The organism is Streptomyces sp. SAS_281 (assembly GCF_052542855.1).
On the sequence record NZ_JBMNDO010000139.1, the window covers coordinates 1 to 19,864 of the forward strand.

10 protein-coding genes are annotated in these 19,864 nt (G+C 72.3%); 3 read left to right on the forward strand and 7 right to left on the reverse strand.

What is annotated here, in order from left to right:
• Positions 1–16 precede the first annotated feature (16 nt).
• Together ACN6LM_RS33380 and ACN6LM_RS33385 are read right to left on the reverse strand one after the other, a co-directional pair.
• Positions 17–844, reverse strand: coding sequence for a class I SAM-dependent methyltransferase (locus tag ACN6LM_RS33380; RefSeq protein WP_445069135.1), 828 nt, complete (start codon positions 842–844; stop codon positions 17–19).
• Positions 844–2,124, reverse strand: coding sequence for a cytochrome P450 (locus tag ACN6LM_RS33385; protein ID WP_445069136.1), 1,281 nt, complete (start codon positions 2,122–2,124; stop codon positions 844–846). Before ACN6LM_RS33385 ends, ACN6LM_RS33380 begins: the two co-directional genes overlap by 1 nt.
• 283 nt (positions 2,125–2,407) lie before the next feature.
• On the opposite strand from ACN6LM_RS33385, the gene ACN6LM_RS33390 reads away from it, so the two are divergent.
• The gene (locus ACN6LM_RS33390) at positions 2,408–5,515 is read left to right on the forward strand and encodes an amino acid adenylation domain-containing protein (RefSeq protein ID WP_445069137.1); all 3,108 of its coding nucleotides are present in this window, start codon (positions 2,408–2,410) and stop codon (positions 5,513–5,515) included.
• 76 nt (positions 5,516–5,591) lie between these two features.
• Here the strand turns inward: ACN6LM_RS33390 and ACN6LM_RS33395 are convergent, their stop codons facing one another.
• The 5 genes from ACN6LM_RS33395 to ACN6LM_RS33415 all read right to left on the reverse strand — a co-directional run bounded on the left by ACN6LM_RS33395 (position 5,592) and on the right by ACN6LM_RS33415 (position 15,854).
• Positions 5,592–6,518, reverse strand: a complete 927-nt coding sequence (locus ACN6LM_RS33395; RefSeq protein WP_445069138.1) for a GHMP family kinase ATP-binding protein — start codon at positions 6,516–6,518, stop codon at positions 5,592–5,594.
• Positions 6,515–9,580, reverse strand: a complete 3,066-nt coding sequence (locus ACN6LM_RS33400) for an amino acid adenylation domain-containing protein (protein WP_445069139.1) — start codon at positions 9,578–9,580, stop codon at positions 6,515–6,517. The genes ACN6LM_RS33395 and ACN6LM_RS33400 overlap by 4 nt, the downstream gene beginning before the upstream one ends.
• Positions 9,577–13,791 carry a HemK family protein methyltransferase gene (locus ACN6LM_RS33405; RefSeq protein WP_445069140.1) on the reverse strand — a complete coding sequence of 1,405 codons (4,215 nt, stop codon included), beginning with the start codon at positions 13,789–13,791 and terminating at the stop codon, positions 9,577–9,579. The genes ACN6LM_RS33400 and ACN6LM_RS33405 overlap by 4 nt, the downstream gene beginning before the upstream one ends.
• A 177-nt stretch (positions 13,792–13,968) precedes the next feature.
• Complete coding sequence (locus ACN6LM_RS33410; RefSeq protein WP_445069141.1) at positions 13,969–14,769, reverse strand: aspartyl/asparaginyl beta-hydroxylase domain-containing protein; 801 nt, start codon at positions 14,767–14,769, stop codon at positions 13,969–13,971.
• A 251-nt stretch (positions 14,770–15,020) separates the two neighbouring features.
• On the reverse strand, positions 15,021–15,854 hold the full coding sequence (locus ACN6LM_RS33415; protein ID WP_445069142.1) for a DUF6202 family protein: 834 nt from the start codon (positions 15,852–15,854) through the stop codon (positions 15,021–15,023).
• 174 nt (positions 15,855–16,028) lie between these two features.
• On the opposite strand from ACN6LM_RS33415, the gene ACN6LM_RS33420 reads away from it, so the two are divergent.
• A complete protein-coding gene (locus tag ACN6LM_RS33420; RefSeq protein WP_445069143.1) occupies positions 16,029–18,416 on the forward strand; it encodes an alpha/beta fold hydrolase in 2,388 nt (795 codons plus the stop codon).
• A 10-nt stretch (positions 18,417–18,426) separates the two neighbouring features.
• Positions 18,427–19,779: an MFS transporter gene (locus tag ACN6LM_RS33425; RefSeq protein ID WP_445069144.1), complete on the forward strand. Its 1,353-nt coding sequence runs from the start codon at positions 18,427–18,429 to the stop codon at positions 19,777–19,779.
• Positions 19,780–19,864: the final 85 nt, after the last annotated feature.

A 19,864-nucleotide genomic window follows, 5' to 3' on the forward strand; every position in this document is an offset into this window, starting at 1 on the left:
CCGTCGTCGGGCGGGGTCAGCCTCCCAGCCCGGCCTGTGCCTCCGCCTCCCGGCGCAGGCCCGGGGTGTAGCGCAGCGCGCCGCCGGGCCCGCCGTACGGGCGAGGGCGCACCGCGCTGGTCCGTCTCAGGACGGTGATGCTGTTCTGACCGAGCTTGTGCGGCTCCAGGAGGTTCACCATCTCGAGTTCGCCCGGGCGGCTGCGCTGCACCTCGGCGAAGTAGTCGAGGATCGCCTCGCCCTCCGGATAGGTCATCAGGTAGTGCATGACGACCAGTCCGCCGTCGGGATTGATCCGGTCCCAGAAGTGCTCGAAGAAGTAGAGGCACTCCCAGGCGTCGACCCACGCGAGGTCGATCGGGAAGAGGTCGTCCGGCAGCAGGTCGGCGCATTCGTGCAGGTCGGCGTTTACCACCTGCACCCGGTCGTCCAGGCCGAGGCGGGTCAACACGTCCAGCACCCGGTCGGCCGAGGACGCCTCGATGGACAAGTTGTCGACGGCCACGAACCGGGGCCGGTGGGGCTCCGCGTAGAAGGACGGCGCGAGCAGAGGCGGCTCGGTGTACGCCCACACGTCGTCGAGCTCGGCCCCGCCGGCCAGGTGGGTTCGGGTCTTGGCCGCCAGGGTCTCGGCCTCGATCGCCGCCTCGCGTTCGTTCTGGGCCAGCGCGGCTGCCAGGAAAGGCGTGGTGTAACCCATGCCGATCTCCAGCATCCGCCTCGGGCGGTACAGCCGGACCAGCTGCGCGAGCAGCGGGGCCACCACCTCCGTGCCCATGCCCGGTGCCCGCAGCTTCGCCACCGCGTCCCGGAATTCCGGGTCCGACACGTCCGGCGCTGCCATCAGCGTTCCTCCTCGTCTCGTGCGATGAAGCGCACGGGCAGACGTTCGTACCCGTGCAGGAAGTTGGACCGCACCAGCTCCGGCACACCCGCCGTCTCGACTCCGGAGAACAGCTCGGTCATCACTTTCAGGACCGTGCGCATCTGGAGTCTGGCCAGCCCGGAACCGGGGCAGCTGTGCACCCCGGTGGCGAAGCCGATGTGGGGGTTGGGGTGGCGGTGGACATCGAAGACGTGCGGCATCGGGAAGACCTGCTCGTCCCGGTTGGCCGATATCTGCCAGAGCACCAGCGGGTCGCCCGCCCGGACGAGCCTTCCGCCGAGTTCGACGTCGCGGGTGGCCACGCGGGTGAGGTGCCGCACCGGGTTGGCCCAGCGCACCGATTCCTCGACCGCTGTGGCCACCGCACCCGGTTCGCGGGACACTTTCCGAAAGCCCTCCGGGCACTGGATGAAGGCCATCAGCATGTTGCCGAGCGAATTGCGGGTGGTCTGGGTACCGGCGATGGCCATGTTGAGGGCGTTGAGGACCACCTCGCCCTTGGTCAGTCCGTCGCGGCCGGCGCTGCCCTCCGCCAACTGCTGGACCAAGCCCCGGCGGCCCGTCTGCCGTCGGCCGGAGCGGACCAGCTTGGAGAAGTAGCCGAGCAGTTCCTCGTTGGCCCGGGTGGCCTGCGCGTCGAGATCGACCACCCGGCCGTCCTCGACGGCGGTACCGGAGAGGAAGACCAGGGCCGTGCGCTCGGAGATCCAGTCGCAGTCCTCGGGAGGAAGACCGAGCAGCAGCCCGCCCACCTGGGCGGGGAGCCTGGCGGCCACCTCGGCGACGAAGTCGACCGGACGGCCGCGGTCGCGGACCTCGCCCAGCAGCCGGCGGACCAGGGCTTCCACGTCCGGCGCCATCGCGGCGACCGCCCCGTCCCCGAAGAACCCGCCGATGGCCCGGCGGAGCCGCCGGTGCTCAGGGGGGTCGGTGACTTCGACCATCATGCCGCTGGCAGGGTCGGGCGCGGCGCCCACCGAGTCGATGGTCATGCCGTGCGTAGCCGTGAAGGACGCGGTGTCTCGGTGCACCCGCAGGACGTCCGCGTACCGGGTGACCGACCAGAATCCCGGGCGGCTCTTCGCCCCGTGCCAGCTGACCGGGTGCTCACGCCGCAGGTCGGCGAAGACACCCTGCAGGTCCAGCGTGTGGTGCAGATCCGGCCGGGCCAGGTCCAGCCCGGGGAGCGGATCGGCCCGCCCGGCGGAAGGCGGGGCTTGTGTCGGGCTCGTCGTCATCACGGCTACCTTCCCTTGCAGGCCCCGGCAGCGCCGTCGCCCAGGGCGGTCCTGGGCTGCACGGTAGCGGTCGGCGCCGGGCCGCCGGGTGTCCCCGGATCCGGGGAGGCCCGGCCCGGCCACCAGCACCGCGGCGTACCGTCCTCGATTCCTGGGACACCCCCGCCACCGCCTGGCTCGATACCTTCGGCCGCAGGTCAGCAGCTACGTCGGAGGGCGTGACGCTCTTCCGGGACCGGCTGGGGCGGCGCCCCGGCCATGTTCCGGTCAAGGAGTCGACGCCATGAACCCGTTCGATATACCCGAACTCTCATCCGCCCACGACGGTCCCGCCGCCACCGTCCCCGGCCTCATACGGGCCTGTGCCCAGCGGTCGCCGGACGCCGTGGCCGTCGAGTCGTCCGGAGAAACCCTGACGTACGGTCAACTGGTCTCCCTGGCGGAGGGAGTGGCCCTGCACCTGCGCGGGGTCGGGGTGGGGGCGGGTGACCTGGTCGCGGTGGCACTGCCCCGCGGGGTCGACCTGGTGCCGACCCTGCTCGGGGTGCAGTGGGCCGGGGCCGCCTACGTGCCGCTCGATCCGGAGCACCCGGCGGAGCGGCTGGGGCACATCCTGCGGGACTCGGCGGCGCAGGTACTGGTGACGGCCGACGCCTCCGGCCTTCCGGGGCTGAAGGCCGGGCGGCGAGTGCACCTGGACGACGTGCCGCCGCACCACGGCCCGGCGGACCTGCCCGATCCGGGCCCGGAATCCCCTGCCTACGTCATCTACACGTCTGGATCCACCGGCCGCCCCAAGGGCGTTCCCGTGCCGCACCGAGCGCTCGCCAACTTCATGGCCTCGATGCGCGAGCGCCTGGCACTGCCCGAGGACGTGGTGCTCCCGGCCGTGACCACGGTCTCGTTCGACATCGCCGCGCTCGAACTGTTCCTGCCGCTCACCACCGGGGGCAAGGTGGTACTGGCCCTGCCCGAGGAGACCACCGACCCGCACCGGCTGGCGGCACTGCTCAATCGCTCGGGCGCCCGGGTGATGCAGGCGACCCCGGTCGCCTGGCGGCTGCTGCTGGAGACCGGTTGGACCCCGCCGCCCGGTTTCACGGTGCTGTGCGGGGGCGAGCGGCTGCCCGCCGAACTGGCCGAGCGCCTGCTCGGCGAGCAGGTGGTGCTATGGGACCTGTACGGCCCCACCGAGACCACTGTCTGGTCCGCCCTCACCCGCTACGAGCGGGGCGCGGGCACCGCGTTCCACCCCGTCCGCGCCACCTCGCTGCACGTGCTCGACGACCGGCTTGCCGCCGTGCCGGCCGGGGAGGCGGGCGAGCTGTACATCGGCGGCGCGGGCCTGGCCACCGGCTACCACGGCCGGCCGGGTCTGACCGCGCGACGCTTCACCGCGGACCCCACTCCCGGTGCCCGGGGAGCCCGGCTGTACCGGACCGGTGACCTCGCGCGCCGGCACCCGGACGGCCGGATCGAGATCCTGGGCCGCGCGGACGACCAGATCAAGCTCCGCGGCTACCGGATCGAACCGGGCGAGATCGAGCATGTGCTGGCCGCCCACGCCGGCGTCGCCGAGACAGCCGTCCGCGTCACCGGTGCCGACGACGGCGCCCCGCGCCTGGTCGCCTACCTGCGGGCGGCCGACGCGGCTCACCGGCCGGATCCGCACCTGTTGCGGCTGCACGCGATGCGCTCGCTACCCGCGTACATGGTCCCGGCCCAGTTCGTGGTGCTCGACGACTTCCCGCGCACCCCCAACGGGAAGCTGGACCGGGCCGCGTTGCCCGAACCCGGCGCGGCTCCGCTCCCGCAGGGTCTGGACACCGTCGAGCCGGCGGCCGTCGGGGCCGACCGGACGGCCGGGATCGAGGAGCGGGTGGCCCACGTGCTGGCCGAGGCGCTGGACCGGCCGGAGGTCGGACCGGACGACGACTTCTTTGTGCTCGGCGGCGACTCGCTGCGGGCCGTCCAGGCGATTCTGCGGCTGAACGCGGAGCTCAACCGCGAGGTCCCGATCAACGCGCTGTTCGAGGCGCGAACCGCCTACGGCCTGGCGCTGATGCTGACCGGGGAGGAGGCCGACGAGCCTGTGCCGACGGCCCTTCCGGCAGGCACCGCGCCCAGGCTGTCCTGGGCGCAGTGGCGGTCCTGGCTGCACCAGCAGCGGCTGCCCGACGACACCTCGGGCAACAGGCCGCTGGTGGTCCGGCTGCCGGGCGCCTTGGACGTGCCGGCCGTGGAGGCGGCGGTGAACGGCTTGCTGGCCCGGCACGAGGTGCTGCGCACCCGGTACGACTACGACAGCTCCGGCCAGCCCGTCCCGGTGGTCGAACGGCCGGTTCCGGTCCGGCTGACCGCCGAGGACGGCGACCCGCAGGCGGTACTCGCCGCCGAACTGGCCCGGCCGTTCGACCTGTCCGCCGAGCCGCCGGTACGGCTGCGGCTGCTCCGGGAGCAGACCGGGCAGTCGGGCGTGCTCCTGATGGTGCTGCACCGGATCGCGGTCGACGACCGCTCCTGCGCCTTGATCGCCAAGCAGATCCGGGGCGTCTACCGGGGCCGCGCCGTGGCCGGGCCCGAGCTGCGCTACCCCGACTACGCACACTGGCAGCGGGAGTTGGTGGCCGGACCGGCCGGCCATCGGCAGCTCGACTTCTGGCGCTCGACGCTGACAGGACTGAACCTCGCCGGGCTTCGCACCGACCGGCCCAGGCCCTTCAGCCGGGACGGAGTGGCCGGGACGGTCCGTTTCGAGGTGCCCGCAGAGGCGGCCGAGGCGCTGCGGCTGGTGGCACTGGAGCACAACGCCCCCGTCGAGGCCGGCCTGCTGACCGCCTACTTCTCGGTGCTGGGCCGGTACGCCGACGGTACGGACATGGCCGTCGGCGTACCGGTCTCTACCCGCAAACATCCCGAACTCGCGGATGTGGTAGGCGTGTTCGAGGAAACGGCGGTGATCCGGGCCAGCCTGGACGGCGCGCCCTCGTTCCGTGAGCTGCTGGTCCGGGTCCGCGATGCGGCCCTCGCCTCGCACCGGAACTCCCTGATGCCACTGGAGGAGGTCGTCGCCGGAGTTCTCGACGTGGTGGACACCCCGCCGGCCCCGGGCCGCAGCCCGCTGTTCGACGCGGTGCTCACGACACACGGGGTGCCCGCCGAGCAACCGGGGTTTCCGCTGCCGGACCCGGCAGGCACCGGGCACGACCTATGGCTGGAGCTGACCGACCGCACTGACGGAGGCATAGACGGCCGGCTCCGGTACGCCACCCAGCTCTTCGACGAGGCGACCGCCGTTCGGATGGCCCGGGACTTCACCGCCCTGCTCACGGGTCTCAGTGCCCAGTCTCCGACCGAGCCGTCCGGCGCGCTGGTGGGCGCCGCCGTCTGATCCGCGGCCCGGTAGACGGCGGAGGGGCGGTCCGGGGATCTTCACCCCTGGACCGCCCCTCCGCCGTCACCGACGGTCAGTCGCCGAGCGTCCGGAACAGGTGGGTCCGGCCGGGAAGCTCCCCGGCCAGCCGGACCGCCATGGACTGCTGCGCGCGGTAGCCCTCACGCCGCGGATCCAGCAGGATGCCGACCATGGTGCCGCTGTGGCAGGCCACCAGGCCCACGCCTGAGACCTCCCGGCATATGTCCAGCAGGTCCGCGAAGTTGCGGTTCGGAATCCGCGACTGGTTGAGGGCCGCACTCTCGGTGCTGACCTTCCCGACTCCGGCCAGGTCCCCCTCCGCGACGGCGTGGCTCAGTTCCTCCAACAACCGCGCGTAGTGCCGCCGTTCGTCCTCGGTGAAGCCGGGTGCGACGCGGTTGAACGCCAGTGTGTCCACGTGTCCGCCTTGGTCCACCGCTACGACCTGCAGGGCCGGCAGCCGGCCGAGGGCCCGCAGCAGCACCCCCCGGCGGTGGTCGAAGGCGACCACGTCCGGATACATCACGCCGTCGGTCGGCTCGATCGAGGTGAGCAGCTCGCCGAGCCGCCGCCCCTCCACCCGGCCACCGGTGACCGCCAGCACGGCGCGCGCCGTGGCCACCAGATCCGCCGAGGAGCTCGCCAGGCCCTTGCCCTCCGGAATGCTGCTGGTCAGGGACAGCTCGCCGGCCGGCGGGTAGCCGAGCTCTTGGAGCAGCGACGCGGCCAGTGCCCGGGCCTTGGACTTGCCGGCCGGTTCGACCCGGAGGCCGCTGCCGGGCTCGCGCAGCCGAAACCGCGCGGTCGACCAGCGGGCCACCGGCAGGGTGACCAGGAATCGGCCCTCCCCCTCGGCCTCTCCCGGGCCCGGCAGGGCGCCCTGCAGGAGTTCGCCGAACGTGCCGTTGGCCGTACCCATCGCTGCCCGTCCGGCTGCGGTCGCGGGAGCGGAACCGAACGGTGCGGCAAGCGCGGTCACGGCCGTGCCTCCCCCGTCACCAGGCCGATCACCGTCTCGGGCAGGGTCCGGGCCAGGTCGCCCGCCGCCTGAGTGAGCGGCAACCGGGTGATCCCGGGCGCTCCCTCCGGCAGGCGAGCCGCGGCACCGCCCACGGTGAGCTCGGTGACGGGGCAGTCCAGCCCGGGCCCGTCCGCTCCGAACCCGGCCAGCACGCGCAGCGCCTCGTTCCAGTCGTGCCGGTACGCCTTCGCCACGAACGCGAGCCGGCCGGGCGTGGCGCCGTCCACCTCGACGTACGCCTCACGACGGCTCAGCAGACCGGCTATCGCGCCGTCGTCGAGCGCCGTCGCATCCAGCTCGGCGGCCTCCTCGGACATGGTGTCGTCCCACGCGGCCAGCACACCGGCCACCTTGCCGCCCTCGGCCTCCAGTGCGCGAGCGGTGGCCAGCGCCGCCGCCGCTCCGGCGCCCTGGCCCCAGAGGTGGAGGCCGCCCCGGTCCGCGAGTTCGGCGGCGAGCCGGCCGGACAGCTCGGCCAGCCCGGCCGGCTGCTCGTCGGGACGGGCCAGGTCGTGGCCGGGCAGTTCGACCGCGAGGACCTGCATGCGGTCGCCCGCCCGGTCGGCGAGCCGCTGGAAGTTGATGGCGTTGCCGCCCGCGTCGGGCAGGCAGAGCAGCACCGGCCGGGACGGACCGGCCGGGCTCAGTTCGTGCACCAACCGGCCGCTCCCGGCACCCGCCGCCTCGTCCAGCAGCCGGGCCTGCTCGCGCAGCACCGGGTGGCTGAGGAGGTCGGTGAGCGAGAGCCGGTGCTCCAGCCGCATCAGCAGGTGGATGGCGGACAGCGAGGTGCCACCGAGGTCGAAGAAGTCGTCATGCCGGCCGACCCGGCCCTCGACCGTTCCCAGCACCTCGGACCAGAACACCGCTAGGCGGCGCTCGGTGTCTCCGGCCGGGGGTTCGAAGGCGTTCAAGCCGCTCGACATCTCCACCGCGAGCTCCTTGAGCCGCCGCTTGTCCGTCTTGCCGTTCTCGTTCAGCGGCATTTCGGGGAGCCGGAAGTGGTGCCCCGGCACCATGTAGGAGGGCAGTCGGGCGGACAGCAGGTCGTGCAGATCGACCGAGGACAGCTCCAGGTCGGAGACGTAGAAACCGACCAGCCGGGCCCCGTTGCCCTCGCCGACCGTGACCACCGCTGCGGCGGTCACCCCGGGCACCTCGGCCAGGGCGGTCTGGATCTCGCCGATCTCCACCCGGAGGCCGCGCAGCTTGATCTGCTCGTCCCGGCGTCCGAGGAACTCCAGCCGGCCCTCCGGAAGCCAGCGGCCCAGGTCCCCTGAGCGGTACAGCCGCTCTCCCGGGACGTACGGGTCCTGGTGGAAGGCCGTGGCGGTGCGCTCCGGATCGTTGAGGTAGCCGCCGCCGACGCAGACACCGGCGAACACGATCTCGCCCCGCGCCCCCTCCGGCATCAGTCGCAGCTGGTCGTCCACCACATAGACGCGCATGTTCCGCAGCGGGCGGCCGACGTCCACCACGGCCAGCCGTCGCTCCGGCGGTCCGTCCAGCACTGTGTGCATGGTGTCGTCGGAGACCTCTGTGGCCCCGTAGGCATTGACCAGGCGGACGCCTGGCACGGCGGCGAACCAGCGGCGGACCAGGTCGGTCTTGAGCGCCTCCCCGGTCACCGACACCGAGGCGAGCCTGGGCAGCCGGACCGCCCCGGCCTCCAGGTGCGCGAGCAGCACCTCCAGATAGGAGGGGACGATCTGAATGGTGGTCACCCCGTGGTGGGCGAGCAGGGCGGCGAACGCGGCCACGTCGAGTTGATCGTCCACGTCGACGATCACGGTCGAGCCGCCGACCAGCAGCGGTGCGCAGATCTGCCACAGGGAGATGTCGAAGCACTGCGAGGCGGTCTGGGTGACGACATCCCCGGGCCCCAGGCCGTGGTCGTCGACTTTGGCCCAGAGGTGGTTGATCATCCCGTCGTGGGCGCACACGGCACCCTTCGGCCTCCCGGTCGAGCCGGAGGTGAAATAGACGTACGCGGGCCGCTCCAGCTCCGGGGCGGGCAGCTCCACGTCCGGCGCCGGGGTCGCCAGCAGGGTCTCGATCCGGTGCGCGCCGCCGCGCCACCGCGCGTCTCGGGCCACCTCGGCCATCAGTTCCGCGCCGGCCGAGTCAGCCAACGCGACTGTGCACGCCGCCCTGGTCAGCTGGTCCAGCACCCGGGCGGCCGGGAAGTCGGGCCGGACCGGCAGGTACACGCCGCCCGCCTTGAGTACACCGATCAGCGCGGCCACCCAGTCGGTGTGCCGGTCGCAGACCACTGCGACCGGCTCCCCGGCGCCGAGCCCGAACTCCCTCAGGTGGCGGGCGATGCGGTCCGAGGCCGCGTCGAGCTCGGCGTAGCCGACCACGGTGTCGTGGTGGTGGACGGCCGGCCGGTCCGGGTGGGCGGCGGCCCTGGCCCGGAACGCCTGGACGAACCCGTCCGGGCCGTTGTTCACCCGGGGCCCGCACAGCTCGGTCAGCTGCCGGTGCAACTCCGGTCCGTCCAGCACGCCGGCCAGGTCCACCGGTGCACCGGGCTCGGCCGCTGCCAGGGCGAGGGCGTGACCCAGGTACCGGAGCAGGCGTTCGGCCGCCTGGTGCGAGACGTGTGCGGCGTCGTAGTCGGCGCTGAGCCGGCCCTCGATCCGGTCCACCGCCACGGTCAGCTCGTGGGCCCCCGGGGCAGCGGTGCCGAAAAGGTCGAGCACGCTGTGCGGCTCACCCAGCAGCTGCCGGGTCCCGAGCCCGTCGGCCAGCTCGGACCAGCTGACCGGTCCGACCTGGGCGGTGAGCGCGGCAAGGGGTCCGCTCGGCGCGGTGACGGCGGTGGCGACCTCGGCCTCGCCGGTGCAGCGGGAGAGCACTGCGACCCAGGAGGCCCGCACCAGGTCGTCGCCCATGCCGCGCAGTTCGGCGGGCAGCCCGGTCTCCTGCCTCCCCCGGCCGGGAGAGGCGTCCGGCCGGGTCCACGGCGGCAGCGCGGTCGTCGGTACGGCAGCGGCTGGGGGGGCGGTGGGGTTCATGATTGCCTCCGGGCGAGGATTGCGCGGGTATTGCCCTCTTGGTCGACGACAGGGCGGATGTCGCTGTAGCTGCCGAGCGCGGCAAGGCGCTTCTCCACGACGCGGCCCATGCCCGCGCCCACCTCGAAGCAGAGCCAGCCCCCGGGCACGAGGTACCGGGGTGCCTCGGCGATCAGGCGGTAGACCACCGTCAGCCCGATGTCACCGCCGTCGAAAGCCGCGGCCGGTTCGAACCCGCCCACCTCGACGGGCATCGCCTGCGCCGTCCCAGTCGGCATGTAGGGCGGGTTGCACACGATCAGGTCGAAAGCCGCGGGCCGGCCGGGGAGCTCCCGCAGCGCCTCGAACAAGTCGCCGGCGGCGGTGCTCACACGGTCCGCCACCCCGTGGAACGCGGCGTTCCGGGCTGCCACCGCGACTGCCTCCGCCTCCAGGTCGGAGGCCCAGACCCGGGCCCGCGGCTCCAGCACGGCCAGCGAGACCGCGAGGTTGCCCGCGCCCGTGCACAGGTCGAGCACCCGCACCTCGGCGGCGGCCCGGTCGGCAACCGTTGCGGCCAGTTCGACCACCGCGCCGGCCAGCAGCTCAGTACCCCGGCGCGGGATCAGCGCGCCGGGTGCGTTGATCAGTTCCAGGCCCATGAAGGCGCTGCGGCCGGTGAGGTAGGCCAGCGGCTCCCCGGCGACTCGGCGGGCAAGCAGCGCGTCGAGGGCTGTCTCCTGATCCGGTGTGAGAACGGGGAGCGGGGCGTCCGGGGCAGCGGTGACCGCCCTGGGGACGCCTGCGGCCGCGAACCAGAGCGCGCGGGCGGTGCTGCGCGGATCCTCGTCCGGTTTGTCCGGTGGGAACGCCGCCTGCTCCCGCAGCCTCTCCACGGCCCGTTCGTACCGGTCGGCCCCGGCCTCGGCCGGCTGTCCGCCTGACTCGTCCGCAAGGTCCAGCTCGTCCAGCAGCGCGGCAAGGTCGTCCCCGCCGGAGAGCTCGGCCTGGGTGAGCACGATCAGCTGGGCGAGCTCGTCCACGGTCGGGGCCTCGAAGACGTCCCGCAGTGCCAGGTCGACGCCGAACAGCGAACGGATCCGGGTGGCGAGCTGGGTGGCGAGCAGCGAGAACCCGCCGAGCTCGAAGAAGCTGTCGTACACCCCTACCCGGGCGACGCCGACCAGCTCCTGGATGAGTTCCGCGAGTTGGCGCTCCATCGGGGTGCGCGGCTCGACGTACTCCTCGTCGGCCACACGGTCCGGCCCGGCGGAGGCCAGTGCCACCAGGTCGTACTCACCCCACGGGGTGCGCGGCAGGGCCGGCAGCACTGTGATGGTCCGGGGCAGCAGGTACCCGGGCAGTCTGGTCCGTAGCTGGTTGTGCAGCGTGGCGACGTCGACGTCCGGGCCGGGGCCGCAGACGTACGCGTCGAGCGCGGGCGAGCCGTCCGGCCGCTCCACGACGGTCACCGCCACATCCCGGACCTCCGGGAGCTCCCAGAGGGTGGCCGCGGTCTCCTGCGGGTCGAACTCCACCGGGCCGCCGACGCGGCAGACGTACTCCAGAGAGCCGTCCGGCCAGCGTCGGCCGAGGTCTCCAGTCCGCTCGCCCGCGAAGCACAGCTCGCCGAGCTCGCCGACCGCTGCCGGGCGGTCCCCCCGGCGCAGCACCTCGCCCGTCCGGCCGGCCGGCTCCCGGCCGAGCGGCACGCGCAGTGGCGCCGTCCGCAGCACCCAGTCGTCGCGCGTCTCGTGGACCGCCCGGGGCAGTCCGTCCCGGGCGGTGCCGTAGAGCGAGACCAATCGGCCGGCCGGGGCGAGCCGCCGCAGGGTCGCCACGTCGTGTGAGAGCAGGTCGCCGGTGTTCTCGACGAACACCAGGGCCAGGTCGGGGAGCACCGGCTCGCCGGGGGCGCAGGCCAGCGCCCGCAGCACGGACGGGGTGGCGTACAGCACGGTGATCGCGCGGGAGCCCAGCCAGTCGGTGACGGCGGTCGCGTCCGCGGTGAAGGAGCAGTTGGGGAGGTGGAAAGCGGCTCCGGCCCGGAAGGCGGTCCCCAGGGCGGCCGGCAGGTGGCCGGGAACACTGGACAGCACGGCGATCCGGTCGTCGGCGGTGATGCCGAACGGACCGGCCGTCAACTCCTCCTCGGCCGGAGCACCGGCTGACGGGACGCCGCATTCCGGTGGGGCGGAGCGGCCGAGCACGTCGGAGAGGTCAATGGTCCCGGCAGCCCCCACGGCGTCCAGCACGACGGCCCCCGCCGGTACGGCCGAGGGGTCGTCCACCACCTCGCAGCGCGCACCGGCCCGCTCGCAGCCGAGCAGGGCCACTACGAAGCCCGATGTCGGGCGCCGGACGACGACGACCGGGTCGCCGGCGGCGACGCCGTGCCGGTTCAGCAGCGCGGCGGTCTCGGCGACCGCCCCAGCGAGCCGGCGGTAGCCCCATTCGCCCTCGGCATCGGACAACGCGGTGCCGTCCTGCCGGACGGCCCGGAGATCCACTGCCTCGGCCGGAGACGGTCCGGCGACGAACGGCGGGGCCGACGGCTCGGCCGGAGGCTCGAACGGGTGGTCGAGAATGCCCAGGGCCGGGTCGGCGACGGCTCCGGCGAGCAGCTGGTGCACGTGCCCGACCAGGGTCCGCACCATGTCGGCATCGGAGCGGTCCGAGGCGAAGTCGAGCTGCAACCGGAGCCGGCCGCCGGACTCCTGCGCGGTGACGGTCAGGTCGAACCTGCTGAACAGCGCCGGGGCCTCCATCGGCTCCACGGTGAGTCCCATGGCCTCCTCGGCCTCGGGGCTGCCCACCACATTGAGCACGACCTCGAACAGGGGGGTACGGCGCGGGTCGCGGGCCACCTGGAGGTCCTCGACCAGTGCGTCCAGCGGTGCGTCGGCATGGTCGTACCCGGCCAGCGCGACCTGACGGACGCGGCCGAGCAGTTCACCGAAGCCAGGGTTCCCGGTCAGGTCGATGCGGAACGGCAGCACGTTGACGAAGAAGCCGATCATGTGGTCCGTACCGCTGGTGGTGCGCCCCGCCAGCGGCACTCCGATCACCACGTCCTGCTGCCCGCTCCAGCGGCTGAACACCGTGGCCAGCGCGGCCAGCAGGGCCATGAACGGGGTCACCCCGTGGGCACGGCAGAGCGCGTGCAGCTCCGCCGTCTCGGCCACGGTGAGCACCGACTCCATCCGGTCGGCCTCGGCGTGCTGGGTGGTGGTCCGCCGCTGCGCGGTGGGCAGGGCCAGCACCGGTGGCGCACCTTCCAGGTGGTCGCGCCAGTAACGGAGCTGCTGCTCCAGCACGTCTCCGGACAGCCGCTCGCGCTGCCACAGCGCGTAGTCGCCGTACTGAACGTCCAGCGGTGGCAGGTCGGCCGCGACCGGGTCCCCGCCGGCCTCGTAGAGGGCCGACAGTTCGCGGACGAACAGCGCCAGCGACCAGGTGTCGGAGACGATGTGGTGCACCGTCACACCGAGGAGGTGTTCGGTGTCGCTCAGCCGGACCAGCAGACAGCGCAGCAGCGGGCCCCGCTCCAGGTCGAACGGGGTGGTGGACTCCTCGTCCAGCACCTCCAGCGCCCGGGCGGGGCCGTCGTCCGGGTCGCCGGAGAGGTCCTCGACCCGGACCACTGCGGTATCGCCGGGCGGCGCCACCGACCCGACCGGCGTGCCCTCGACGACGGGGAAGCTGGTGCGCAACGACTCGTGGCGGTCCACGATCGCCCGTATGCTCCGCCGCAGCACCGGCACGTCCAGCGGGCCCAGCAGCCTGCGACGCATGTGGACGTTGTAGACCACGCCCGGGAGCAGTTGGTGCTCCATCCAGAGGCGCTGCTGGTCGTAGGAGAGCGGGGGTTCGGCATCCGCCGGACGCGGAGTGATGGTTCGGGGCGCGGCAGCGGCCCTGGCGGCGGCGTCCCTGGCCGCCACCCTGGCGGCCAGGCCGGTGACGGTGCGGGACTCGAAAAAGTCCATCACCGAGACCTCGACGCCAAGGCGTTTCCGGATCAGTGCCACCACGGCGGGCGCGAGGGAGTGGTCTCCCAAGGTGAGGAAGTCGTCGTCGAGACCGATTCCGGTGCGGCCGAGGACGTCCTGCCATATTCCAAGAACGGCGTCCCGGTAACCGGCTTCCTCCACCCTGACGGAAACGCCGGCGGAATCCCGTCCTGTGAACTCATCGATGTCGGCGGAAATCCGCGTCGAAGGAAGTGACATAGCCGACAGACTAAGACCCGGGACAGTCCGGTCGAATGTCACCCAAAGCGGGGACCTCGTCGCCGGAATCAGGTACCCAGAAATTCCCGTACCAGTGCCTCGTCACCGGGGCATCGGTACGGGAAATCGTCGGGGCGCGGGGCGAGGGAGGCCGGGCCCCGCGTTTCCCCGGCCCGGTCAGCGGCGGACCAGGTAGTACTCCTCATCGCGGGTGACCCGCTCCAGCACCTCCGGCCGGCCCGAGGAAGCGGCGATGTCCTTCAGCCAGCCGAACACCTCGTCCGCCTGGATCCCGGCCTCGAAGTGGCGCTTGGTCAGGATGGCCAGCACATCGCGGTAGTTGTCGAGATCGATGAGCTCGGCGAGGCCGCGCAGCGCGGAGCGCTCGGACGGACTCAGCGGCCGGCGCTCGGCAACGTTCCCCGCGGGGACCCCCGGCTGCCGCTCGGGCGGAGCGAGCAGGGTGTCCTCGATGCTGTCCGCGATGAAGTCGCAGGTCAGGTGGATTCGGTCGACGTCCCAGAAGGAAGCCGCGGTGTGCGTACGCGTGGCGTCCAGGAACCACATCTCCCCCGCGCGCATATGGAAGACGGTGTCGCCCTGCGAGCTGAAGCACCGCTCCGAGGTGCGCAGCGGCACATGGATGCGAATCATGTCCCGCTCAAGTTCCAGGTAGTCCCGGTGCGGCACCATGACACAGCCCGGCGGCAGTACCAGCAGCCGGGCGAACTTGAGGTGTTCGACCCGGAACAGGCTGGTGATCAGTTCGTTGACGTAGGGCAGCATCCGGCCGTGCTCGGTGGGACGGGCGCCGCCCCGGTAGTCGTCGAGAAGGGCCTCGTCCAGCACCCCGGTAGCGTTCCAGAGCATGGTGTTGCGAAGCGGGGCGAAGGCGAAGTCGCTGTAGGAGGAGGCGTAGGGCAGGCGATCCATCACCGCCAGGTCCGCGGCCAGCCGGTCGGCGTCGAGCCGTACCATGCCCAGTCGGCGAGTCCTCTCACGGCCTGCCGGTTTACCGGCCGGGAAGTCGGTCATCTGGTCTCCCTCGTGAAGCGGATCGGGTGGCTAAGGGCTGTCCCGCAATTCCTGGTGGATCAGCGCGCGGCGTCGGATGCGGTGCATCGCAAGGCGGAGAGGCGCCCGCATACCGGATGTATCCGGGTGTTTCGACAACGCGGCGAGGTGCCGTGGCTGTCGTCGTGCGCCCGCCTGGAATCGCGGGACAGCCCTCAGGCGACAGCCGGCAGGCAGTCGGCGAAGGATCCCAGAGCACGGGACCAGTTCGCGGCGTACTCCTCGGTCAGCCGCTTGAACTCCTCGGCCTCCGCAGGCGAGGCGACCAGGCTGGTCATGCCGGTGTCGTCCGCGCTGACCTGGGCCGCGTGCACGGTCTCGGCCCGGATGTGCGAGTCGACCCAGTCCAGAGCACCGTCGGCACGGAAGATGGCGACCCCGTCGGACTCGACCTTGCCGTACATCCGGCGGAAGGCGACCGCGATGTCCAGCGCGATGGTCTCCACCACCCGCAACTGAACGGCAGCGCCGAGCGGTTCGGCAGCGAGGCGATCCATGTTGTCCAGCAGCCCGGTGACCTCGGCCGGCAGCTCGGCCGCCCTCTCCCGGACATCGCCCGGCACCAGCGCGGCCACGGGAGCGAGCACGGTGTCGTCCCACCAGACGTAGTGCACCCCGGCCGGTCCCTCGGGCGCGACGGCGCTGAACTCGGGTGCGGCGTTGGCGAGATCGTCACCGATCACCTGGTAGACGGTCTGGAACGCGGAGAGGAGGGTGCGCGACGGCTCGGCCTCCCGGTTGAGCCGCGCCGCCAGCACGCCGAGCCCGGCGAGCGTGGTGAACATGAAGCTCTTGGTCATGGCGCGCCAACGGTGAGCCACAGCAAGCGCGCCCTCGTGCGGCACTTCGACGGCCCGCCGGGCGGCGTCGAAGAAGCGGTGGTCGGCGCGCCGGAGCCCGGCGGCGTCGATGGCGGCCTCCACCCACGCGTCCAGCTCGGCCTGTTCCGCCCGGGACTGCCCGGTGGAGGGCGGGGCGAGGGTCGTCATGATTCCTCCTGACTATGCGTTGAATTCAACTGCTCAACTACACACTTGAAATCTTCCGAACGGAAGTCCGGCGCTTCCCTCGCAGCGCCCCCGGTTTCGGTGACGCGCCGATTTCCGACCGCCCTCGTAAGTTCGCTAGGAACGGCACTCGAATGATTTCCGCAGGGAGCATGGGTGGGTACCAAGAATATCGACGATGTCTACGAGCTTTCCCCACTGCAACAGGGAATGCTCCTTCACAGCCTGCACGACGGCGCTGCCGACATGTACCTCAGTCAGCACACCTATACCGTCGACGGGCCCTTCGACCTCGACGTGCTGCTGCTCGCCTGGCAGCGGATGGTCGCGGCGCACCCCGCGCTCCGCACCTCCTTCCACTGGGACGGCGGGATCGAGAAGCCGCTGCAGGTGGTGCACACCGAGGTGGAGCTTCCGGTGTACCGGCACGACTGGACGGACCGGGACGAGGAACGGCAGGAGAAGGAGCTGGAGCAGCTCCGGACCGAGGACCGGGCCGTCGGTTTCACCCCGGCCGTAGCCCCGCTGCAACGGCTGCACATGATCCGGCGCGGTCCGCAGCGGCACAGCCTGATCTGGACGTATCACCACCTCCTGCTGGACGGCTGGTCGGTGCCCGTCTTCATGAACGAGATGATGGCGCACTACCGTGCTCTGGCCATGGGCACGCCCCCACCGCCGCCGGCTCCTCCGTACCGCAGCTACATCGCCTGGCTCCAGCAGCAGGACCTCGATGAGGCCCGTGACTTCTGGACGCGGACCCTGGAGGGGGTCCGCCCCAGCCCGCTGCTCAACCTCGCTCCGGCCGACCCCGAGCGGGGCACCGGGGAGGTGGACCGGCGCACCGTGCCGCTGGATCCGGAGCTCTCGCGGAAGCTGCGGGACACCGCGGCCCGCCACCGGGTGACGCTGGCCACCGTGGTGCAGGCATGCTGGTCCGTGGTGCTGCAACGGCTCACCGGCCTGAACGACCTCACCTTCGGCTGCGTCAGCTCCGGCCGGCCTGCCGAGCTGCCCCAGGTCGACCGGATCGTGGGCTCGTTCGCCAACACCCTGCCGCTCTCGGTCAGTGTGCCCGCGGAGGGTCCGCTCGGCGCCTGGCTTCAGGAACTCCAGGGCCACTACGCGCAGATACGCCGGTACGAGTACACACCCCTGGGCGACATCCGGAAGTGGAGCGGCACCACCGGCCGCGTGCTGTTCGACAGCCTGCTGGTGCTGGAGAACTACTCGCTCGCAGTCGACTCGGCATCGGGTCAGGAGCTCTCGTTCCGCACCCACGAGCTGTTCGACAAGATCGACATCCCGCTGACCCTGACCGTCGCACCCGATCCGGTCAACAAGCTGGAGCTGCTGACCCACCGCGAGCGGTTCGCCCCCGACTTCACCGACGACGTACTGGCGTCGCTGCACCGCGTGTTCGAGGCCGTGACGGCAGCCGAGGACGTGGCCCCGGTGGTGGCGGCAGCCGGCCCCCGGCTCGCCGCCGCGGCGCCGGCCGCACCCGGGACAGCGACGGAAGCCGGTGACCCGCCGGAGCCGGGGCCCGCCACTCCCTCCGGCGCGCTCGAGGGCACGATCGCAGCGGTCTTCGGGGAGATCCTCGGCATCACCGGCATCGACGTTCTGGCCAGCTTCTTCGACCTGGGCGGCAACTCCTTCGACGCGGTGCGCGCCGTCAACCGAATCCCGGGCGCGAGCCTGGGCCTGCTGGCGACTCACCCGAGTGTCCGCGCCCTGGCCGGCGCGCTGGAGTCGGGTGACCAGCCGACCGGCCCGATCCGCCGGCTCACCTCGGGAGGCACCGCCCTGCACACCCTGGTCTGTGTGCCTTACGGCGGCGGCAGCGCGCTCAGCTACCAGCCGCTGGCCCGTGCCCTGCCGCCCGGTGTCGAGCTACTCGCCATCGAGATCCCGGGGCACGAGCCGGGCGGGAGCGGGGAGTTGAAGCCCCTCCAGGAGGTGGCGCGGCAGGCCGCCGAGGCCGTGCTGGCCACCACCGATGGCCCGGTGTCGGTGTACGGCCACTCGGCCGGCTCGCCGCTGGCGGTCGAGCTGGTCCGGCTGCTGGAGGCCGCCGGACGGACCGTCACCCGGTTGTTCATCGGGGCCTCCTACCCGTTCTACGACGGAGGACGGATCGGCCGCATCCTGCTGCGCCGGCTGGAGAGCACCGACGCCGTCGCCCAGGAGCTCCGCGAGCTGCGGGAGGCGGCCGGCTTCGACAGCGAGCTGACCGACGAGGAACTGGCCTTCGTCACCCGCGCGGCGCACCACGACATCGCGGTCGGCCGCGAGTACTTCTCCCGCGAGTGGCCGAAGAACGGCGGCACTCCGCCGCTGACGGCGCCGATCACCTTCATCGCGGGCACCGAGGACCCCGGCACCCCGCACTACCGACAACGGCACACCGAGTGGGCCCGTTTCGGCTCTGCCGTCGAGCTGGCCACCGTGGAGTCCGCCGGGCACTACTTCCACCAGCAGCGGCCCGAGGAGCTCGTACGGATCCTCCACGGGGCGCTCGGCCTGCCGGACGTCCGGTGAGCCGGACGCGATGACACCGCAACCCTCCGGCTTCCGTGCCTACATACTGCTGTGGACCGGCCAGTTCGCCGCGCTGGCGACCTCGTCGGTCAGCAGCTTCGCCCTCGGCGTGTACTGCTTCCTGCAGTCCGGCTCGGTCACATCGCTGGCCGTCCTGTACGCGCTGCCTTTCGTGCCCTTCCTGCTGGTCGCTCCGCTGGCCGGTCCCCTGGTGGACCGTTGGGGCGCCAAGCGGGCCATGCTGGTCAGCACCACCGGCTCGATGCTGGTCGCGCTGCTCATGACGGTCCTCCTCTGGACGGACACCTTCGCGGTCTGGCAGGTGTACTTCATCGTCCTCGTCACCGCCACGCTCCGGGCCCTGGACCTGCCGGCTTTCGAGGCGGCCCTGCCGCTGCTCGTCCCGCCGGACCAGATCCCCCGGGCCACCGGGATGCGCATGCTCGCCACCGGGGTGAGCGCCGTGTTCGGGCCGGTGCTCGCCGGTGCGCTCCTGGCGGTGGTCGACATCGAGGGAATCGTGGCGCTCAACTGCTTGTCCTTTCTCCTCGCGCTCGGCACCCTCGCGCTGGTCCGCATCCCACGGCTCCCGGCCCTGGGGACCGCTGACGGCGGGGCCCGGCCCTCGCTGCTCGCGGACGCCCGCGCCGGCTGGGACTACCTGGCCGAGCGGCCCGGGCTGCTGTCGCTGACGGCGCTGCTCGGCCTGATGAGCTTCGGCGTCGGCTTCGGCGAACTGGTCCTGCCGCCGCTGGTGCTGGCGTTCGACGGAGCGGACGCCCTCGGGATGGTGATGTCCGTCGGGGCCCTCGGGATGGTGCTGGTCAGCGGGGCGTTCAGCATCTGGAACTGGCCGCCGCCGCGGTATCGGATCACCGGGCTGCTGGCCGCCATGTCCCTGTTCTCCGTCGCCCTGCTACTGGCCTCGCTACGGCCTTCCCTGACGCTGCTCTCGGTGGCGGTCTTCCTGTTCATGGGCTGCGCCACCTTCATCGTGGGGACCGCGCAGACCGTGTGGCAGGTCAAGGTGGAGCCGCGGATGCTCGGTCGGACCACCGCGCTGCGCAACGCCGTCTCGATGACGCCCCAGCTGGTCGGCAATCTGTCGGCCGGCGTCCTCTGCGAGTGGGTCGCCGTTCCGCTGGCCGGCCGCGACCGGGTGCGCTCGGGCGCGGTCGCGCTGCTGGTCGGCGACGGTCCGGGCCGCGGGTACGCGCTCTCCCTGACCGCGCTCGCCGTGGGCACCGCGGTGGCGGTCGCGCTGCTCACCCGGTCCGGCCCGTTGCGCCGGCTCGATCGGGAGCTGCCGGACGTCAACCGCACGGACGAGCAGGACCTCGACAGCGTCGCGGCGGCCCGCTGACGGCCCCCGGCAGGGAGCGGCGAGGGGGCGGACCAACCGGTCCGCCCCCTGGTGGAAGTCGTAGCGCCGGTCGAGCAGTTGGAAG